This is a genomic window from Sulfitobacter sp. HI0129 (genome assembly GCF_001635395.1).
GTDB lineage: Bacteria > Pseudomonadota > Alphaproteobacteria > Rhodobacterales > Rhodobacteraceae > Sulfitobacter.
Genome location: NZ_LWGH01000147.1, coordinates 1 through 6,989, shown reverse-complemented (window position 1 = coordinate 6,989; position 6,989 = coordinate 1). Strand labels below are relative to the sequence as shown.

The 6,989-nt window shown below is 64.6% G+C and carries 6 protein-coding genes; 5 read left to right on the top strand and 1 reads right to left on the bottom strand.

Features of this window, described 5'->3' with window-relative positions:
* The 4 genes from A3764_RS01390 to A3764_RS01375 form a co-directional block, all read left to right on the top strand.
* Window positions 1–823 (top strand): C4-dicarboxylate ABC transporter (locus A3764_RS01390; RefSeq protein WP_067951069.1); only part of this gene is annotated, 823 nt, incomplete at its 5' end.
* 78 nt (window positions 824–901) lie between these two features.
* On the top strand, window positions 902–2,266 hold the full coding sequence (locus A3764_RS01385) for a glutamine synthetase family protein (protein ID WP_067920554.1): 1,365 nt from the start codon (window positions 902–904) through the stop codon (window positions 2,264–2,266).
* A gap of 44 nt (window positions 2,267–2,310) precedes the next feature.
* On the top strand, window positions 2,311–3,681 hold the full coding sequence (locus A3764_RS01380) for an aldehyde dehydrogenase family protein (RefSeq protein WP_067920564.1): 1,371 nt from the start codon (window positions 2,311–2,313) through the stop codon (window positions 3,679–3,681).
* A gap of 3 nt (window positions 3,682–3,684) precedes the next feature.
* Entirely contained in the window at window positions 3,685–4,830 is a 1,146-nt protein-coding gene (locus A3764_RS01375) for an iron-containing alcohol dehydrogenase (RefSeq protein ID WP_067920556.1), read from the top strand.
* 38 nt (window positions 4,831–4,868) lie between these two features.
* Here A3764_RS01375 and A3764_RS01370 read toward each other — a convergent pair whose 3' ends face one another.
* The gene (locus tag A3764_RS01370) at window positions 4,869–6,188 is read right to left on the bottom strand and encodes an ArgE/DapE family deacylase (protein ID WP_067920560.1); all 1,320 of its coding nucleotides are present in this window, start codon (window positions 6,186–6,188) and stop codon (window positions 4,869–4,871) included.
* A 165-nt stretch (window positions 6,189–6,353) separates the two neighbouring features.
* Here A3764_RS01370 and A3764_RS01365 point away from each other — a divergent pair.
* Window positions 6,354–6,989 (top strand): cation:proton antiporter domain-containing protein (locus A3764_RS01365; protein ID WP_067951067.1); only part of this gene is annotated, 636 nt, incomplete at its 3' end.

Genomic DNA, 6,989 nt, shown 5'->3' with positions numbered 1-6,989 from the left:
GATCGTGCCCACCGGCGAATTGTTTCAGGCGATGCAGCGCGGCACGATCGACGCGGTGCATTCGGACGACGATTCCATGGCCTCGCCCACGCCGCTGCAGCAGTTCGGCGGCTATTTCCCCTTCGCGACGAAACACATCCTCGACGTGCCGGTGCTGTTCAACCAGTACGGGTTGGCCGATATCTGGCGGGACGAATACGCCAAGGTCGGCGTGCAGTGGCTGTCGGCGGCGGGTCAAGACCCGTGCAACTTCAACACGACAAAGGAAATCACCTCCGTTGCCGATCTCGACGGGCTGAAGCTCTATACCTTCCCGACGGCGGGCCGCTTCCTGTCGCGCTTTGGCGTTGTGCCGGTGAACATCCCCTATGAAGACGCCGAGGTTGCCGTGCAGACGGGCGAGCTCGATGGCATGGCGTGGTCCGGCATCACCGAGGATTACACCGTCGGCTGGGCCGATGTGACGGACTACTTCCTGACCAACAACATCTCGGGCGCATGGATCGGGTCCTTCTTCGTCAACCAGCAGCAGTGGTCGGACTTGCCCGAGCACCTGAAGCAACTGGTGATGGCGGGCATCGACGCGGGCCATACCTATCGCAACCAGTGGTACTGGGGCGGCGAGGCACGGCTGCGGGCCAAGGGCGACAAGCTGGCGCTGCGCACCGTTCCGGCGGCCGAATGGGCAGAGGTGGAGAACGCGGCCAAGGAATTCTGGAGCGAGATCGCCGAGGAAGGCGAGATCCACGCCAAGATCGTCCAGATCTTCCGCGACTACAACGAAGTCATCAACCAGGCCGGACCGCCCTACACCAACGGCTGATCCGAAGTTGAACCTGCATCTGAAAAGAAGGGACGGCCCTGCCGGGCCGTCCTTTGACCCTGACCAACGGAGACCGAAATGCCCGGCACCCTTTCTTTCGCGGATCTCAAGAAGCGCGTCGCGGACGGCAGCATCGATACGGTGCTCGTCTGCATGGTGGACATGCAGGGCCGCCTTATGGGCAAGCGGTTCCACGCGGCGAACTTCGTCGAAACCTCTTTCGAGGAAACGCATTGCTGCAACTATCTGCTCGCCACGGATCTGGAGATGGCGACGCCGGGTGGCTATGCCTCCACCTCCTGGGAAGCGGGGTACGGCGACTATGTGATGAAGCCGGACCTTGACACCATCCGTCCCGTCCCGTGGCTGGACGGCACGGCGATGGTTCTCTGCGACATGGTGGACCATCACCACCACGAACCGATCCCCCATTCGCCCCGTGCCATGCTGAAAAAGCAGATCGCGCGGCTGGCCGAGCTTGGCTTTGACGCGATGATGGCGACTGAACTGGAATTCTTCCTCTTTGCCGACAGTCTTGAGACGATCCGGGCGGGGGGCTTTCGCGAGCTGCGCCCGATCAGCGGCTACAACGAGGATTACCACATCTTCCAGACCACCAAGGAAGAGCATGTGATGCGGCCCATCCGCAATCACCTATATGCCGCGGGTCTGCCCATCGAGAATTCCAAGGGCGAGGCCGAGGCCGGGCAGGAGGAGCTGAACATCCGCTATTCCCCGGCGCTGGACTGCGCGGATTACCACACGATCGCCAAACATGCGGTGAAGGAAATCGCGTGGCAGCAGGGCCATGCCGCCAGTTTCCTGCCCAAGTGGCACAAGGACCGGGTCGGAAGCTCCAGCCATGTGCACCAGTCGCTGTGGAAGGATGGCAAACCGGCGTTCATGGACGAGGGCAATGAACTCGGCATGTCCGAGCTGATGAAACACTACATGGCCGGGCTGATCGCCCATGCGCCGGAATATACCTATTTCCTTGCCCCCTATATCAACAGCTACAAGCGGTTCGCCAAGGGAACCTTTGCGCCTACGAAAACCGTGTGGTCCGTGGATAACCGCACCGCGGGCTTCCGCCTCTGCGGGGCGGGAACAAAGGGCGTGCGCGTGGAATGCCGCATCGGCGGGTCGGACCTGAACCCCTATCTGGCGCAGGCCGCGATGCTGGCGGCGGGGATCAAGGGGATCGAGGACAAGATGCAACTGGCCCCGCCCACACGCGGCGATGTCTACGAGGATGCCAAGGCGGACGATATTCCCCAGACGCTGCGCGCGGCGCATGACAAGCTGAAGACCTCGGCCTTCCTGCGCGCGGCGATGGGCGATGACGTGATCGACCATTACGCGCGCGCCGCCGAAGTCGAACTGGAAGAGTTCGACCGGGTGGTGACCGACTGGGAAATCGCCCGCGGGTTCGAGCGGGCCTGACCGGCGCCGCCATGCGCCCTGCGCTGATTTTTGAGAGGACCAAGATGACCATCACCTGCATCTCCCCCATCGACGGGAGCACCTATGCAACCCGTGAACCCCTGAGCGGGGCAGAGGCCGCTGATGCCGCCGCCCGCGCCCGGGCGGCGCAAAAGGACTGGGCCGCGCGACCGCTTCAGGAGCGAGTTGACCTCGTTCTCGGGGCACTGGCTGAAATCGAGAAGACCCAAGACCGGATGACCACCGAACTGGCGCACCAGATGGGGCGACCCATCCGCTATGGCGGCGAATTCGGCGGGTTGAAAGAACGCACCATCCATATGGCGAAGATCGCGGCAGAGGCGCTTGCGCCCGAAGTGGTAGAGGACAGCGCCGCCTTTACCCGCAAGATCGCGCGGGAACCACACGGCGTCGTCTTCGTGGTGGCGCCGTGGAACTATCCCTACATGACCGCCAACAACACCATCGCGCCCGCGCTGATCGCCGGGAACGCGGTCATCCTGAAACACGCGGCACAAACCATCCTTGTGGGCGAACATCTGGCGGAGGCCTACCACGCGGCGGGCGTGCCGAAAGACGTCTTCCAGAACGTGGTGCTGGACCACGCCACCACGGCGGAACTGATTGCAAACCGCGCCTTCGATTTCGTCAATTTCACCGGCTCCGTCGGCGGCGGGCAGGCGATGGAACGGGCGGCGGCGGGCACCTTTACCGGGGTCGCCACGGAGCTGGGCGGCAAGGACCCGGGCTATGTCCGGGCGGATGCGAACCTTGAGGCGGCGGTCGATACGCTGATGGATGGCGCGATGTTCAACGCAGGCCAGTGCTGCTGCGGGATCGAACGGATTTATGTGCACGAAAGCCTCTATGACGCCTTCGTGGAAAAGGCGGTGGCGTGGGTGCGCCAGCAGAAGCTGGGCAATCCGCTGGACAAGGACACCACCATGGGCCCGATGGCGAACGTTCGTTTCGCCAGTGAGGTCCGCGCGCAGATCGAAGAGGCCATCGCGGCGGGTGCCACCACGCATATCGAAAAGATGGCCGCCGACGACGGGGGCGCCTATCTGACGCCGCAGGTGCTGACGGATGTGACCCATGACATGCGCGTCATGCGCGACGAAAGCTTCGGCCCCGTGGTCGGCATCATGCCCGTAAAGGACGACGAAGAAGCGATCCGCCTGATGAACGACAGCGAATTCGGGCTGACGGCGGCGATCTTCACCGCGGATGCCGAAGCGGCAGAAGCCATTGCCCGGCGGCTGGAGACCGGCACCGTCTTCATGAACCGCGCCGATTACCTCGATCCCGCCTTGTGCTGGACCGGGTGCAAGAATACAGGGCGCGGCGCAGGCCTGTCCGAACTGGGCTACCTCGCGCTCACCCGTCCGAAATCCTACCATTTCAAGAAAGCCTGACCCATGACGCCTGTTGCCAACTGGTCCTATCCCACTGCCGTCCGCTTTGGCGCGGGGCGCATTTCCGAACTGGGGGAGGCCTGCGTCGCCGCCGGGATACAGCGGCCCCTTCTCGTGACCGACAAGGGGCTGGCGGGGCTGCCGATCACCCGCGACACGCTTGACCTTCTGGAAGCGGCGGGGCTGGGCCGCGCCGTATTCTCCGACGTCGACCCGAACCCGACCGACGCCAATGTCGAAGCGGGGGTGAAAGCCTACCGCGAGGGCGGGCACGACGGGGTAATCGCCTTCGGCGGCGGCTCGGGGCTCGATCTGGGGAAAGCGGTGGCCTTCATGGCGGGGCAGGCGCGACCCCTGTGGGATTTCGAAGACGTGGGCGATTGGTGGACCCGGGCGGATGCGGATGCCATCGCGCCGGTCGTGGCGGTGCCCACCACGGCGGGCACCGGGTCAGAGGTGGGGCGCGCCAGTGTCATCACCAATTCCGACACCCATGAAAAAAAGATCATCTTCCACCCCAGGATGCTGCCCGGCATCGTGATCTGCGACCCGGCGCTGACGGTGGGCATGCCCCGCGCGATCACCGCGGGCACCGGTATGGATGCCTTCGCCCATTGTCTGGAAGCCTATTGTTCGCCGCATTACCACCCGATGAGCCAGGGCATCGCGCTGGAAGGCATGCGGCTGGTGAAGGAATATCTGCCTGTCGCCTATGACGATGGTGACGATCTGGAAGCGCGGGGGCACATGATGTCCGCCGCCGCCATGGGGGCAACCGCGTTCCAGAAGGGCCTCGGCGCGATCCATGCATTGAGCCACCCGATTGGTGCGGTTCATCACACTCATCACGGCACGACCAACGCGGTGGTGATGCAGCCGGTCCTGCGGTTCAACCGCGCCGCAGTCGAAGACCGGCTGGCCCGGGCGGCGGCCTACCTTGGTATCGAAGGGGGCTTTGACGGGTTTTACGATTTCGTGGGCGGGTTGAACGACAGGCTTTCGATCCCGGCGAACCTCACCGCTCTTGGCGTGAAGAACCCCGATATGGATGCGCTCGTCGCGTCGGCGCTGCGGGATCCGTCGGTCGGCGGAAACCCGGTCGAGATGACGGCGGAAAACACCCGAGCCCTGCTGGAAGCCTGCTTCTGAACGACAGCCCCGGGGTAGTGGAGCCCGGCGGAGGCGCCTCAGCTTTCCGCCGGGTTCAGCCCGCACCAGCGCGCAATGAACAGTGCCAGCAGCACGGTCAGTTCCCGGCATGACGAAAGCTCCACCCTTTCGTCAAAGCCGTGGATGTTCTCGGCCCGCGGGCCGATGCAGAAGGCCGGGATGTCGTAGTAGAGACCATAGAACCGTGTATCGGTCAGGGCGGTCATCTTGTGCTCCCGCAGGGGTTCATCGGGGCCGAAAACCTCTGCAAAGGCGTCGCGCATGACCGAGAGGGCTGGATCCGCTTCCGGACCTAAGACATAGCCTTCGGCCTGAAACCCGTTCCAGATCACCTCCGGCGGGCTGTTGGACAGGAAGGGATGATCGCGCGCCGCACGCGCGACGCAGGCCTCGATCTCGGCCCGGGCCTCTGCCAGATCCTGCCCCGGCAGCACCCCCATGCGGCAGTCGATATCGCACCATGCGGGCACACTGCTGGCCCAGTCCCCGCCCGCGATTTTGCCGGCGTTGAAATTGAGCGGATGCGGCACCTCTGCATAGACAGGATCACGGGCGGCGCGGGCGTTCCAATCGGCCTCCAGCTCCCGCAGGGCGGTGATCATGTCATACCCCGCCATGATCGCGTTCGACCCTTCGCCTGCGACTGAGACATGCACCGGCTTGCCCCGCACCCGAAGGCGGAACCACAGCGCGCCCACCTGCGCGCGGTTGATCGTGAGCAAGGAGGGTTCAGGCAGCACCGCCAGATCGGCCCGGTAACCCCGTTGCAGGGTCGAAAGCGCGCCAAGCCCGGTGCTTTCCTCTTCGATCACCGACTGGAAATGCACCGTCGCGGCGGGAACATATCCGGCGGCCTTCAGCGCATCCAGGGCAAAGAGCGCCGCGACCGTCCCGGCTTTCATGTCGCCCGCACCGCGCCCGTACATCCACCCGTCGCGGATGACCGGATCGAAAGGCGGATCGCGCCACATCTCCGCCGGGCCGGTCGGAACGACATCCAGATGCCCCTGAAGGATCAGCGAACGGCCCTTCGTGGTTTCGGGATGGTGACTGCCCACCACCGAACGGGCCCGCGAAAAATCGCCATCGATCGGCCCGAAGCCCGGCAGATGCTGCAGATCGGAGAGGTTGATGCTCCAGTCGTCCACCTTGTAGCCGCGTTTGCGCAGCGCATCCGCCATGAAATCCTGCGCGGGGCCCTCTTCGAACCGAAGGCTGGGAATGGCGACGAAATCGGCGAGGAAACGGGTCTGCGCCTCGAAGCCTGCATCAACGGCGCGCGTGATCTCTTGGTGCAGGTTGGGGGGCAGGGGCGGTGCGGATGTATCGGTGGCCATGGAGCGATCCTTTTTGCTGAGTCTCACTTTCCGTGTCCTGCGCACGGGGTCAACCGGGCGCGCATCTGCTGCCCGCCGGTGCGGCGTGGACAATCGCGCGCCGCACTACAGATCCCCTGATGAAGGGTCTCACTGTCGGGAACCCGCGTGGACCGGAATGACACAATGACCGATGATCCCCTTTTCGCCTTCGAGCCCTACCACATTGCCCTCGCGGTGGTGGGCCTGATCGTGATCGCCGCGCGTTGGCTGCCGCGATTGTTCTCGCACCGCGATCCGGTTTCCGCGCCGCTGATGATCCTGTTCGGAGCGGGCGCGGCGCTGCTGGTGCCTGACGTGCCCAGCCTGCCCGACCCGCGGACCACGCCACTGCCCTGGGAACTGGTGAGCGAGCTTGCCGTGATCGTGGCGCTTTTCGGGACGGGGATGCGGATCGACAGTCTCGGCACCCTGCGCCAGTGGTATCCGACGATCCGAATGCTCGGCATCGCGATGCCGCTCACGATTCTTGCGGTCATGCTTCTGGGTATCGGGATCGAGGGGCTGACCGTCGCGGGCGCCATTCTGCTTGGTGCGGTGCTGGCCCCGACGGACCCGGTGCTGGCCGCCGATGTGCAGGTCGGCCCCCCGCATCAGGGAGAGGAACACCCGGTGCGGTTCACCCTGACCACCGAAGCGGGGCTGAACGACGGCCTCGCCTTTCCTTTCGTCTACCTTGGCCTGATCGTCGCGGCGGAGGGGCTGAACCCCGGAGCATGGGCGTTTGACTGGCTGGTCTGGGACGTCGTCTACCGCATCGCG

Bases quoted from the DNA above. Each gene is read 5' to 3' on its own strand.
- A3764_RS01385 (WP_067920554.1), top strand. From the start codon at position 902: ATGCCCGGCACCCTTTCTTTCGCGGATCTCAAGAAGCGCGTCGCGGAC.
- A3764_RS01380 (WP_067920564.1), top strand. From the start codon at position 2,311: ATGACCATCACCTGCATCTCCCCCATCGACGGGAGCACCTATGCAACC.
- A3764_RS01375 (WP_067920556.1), top strand. From the start codon at position 3,685: ATGACGCCTGTTGCCAACTGGTCCTATCCCACTGCCGTCCGCTTTGGC.
- A3764_RS01370 (WP_067920560.1), bottom strand. From the start codon at position 6,188: ATGGCCACCGATACATCCGCACCGCCCCTGCCCCCCAACCTGCACCAA.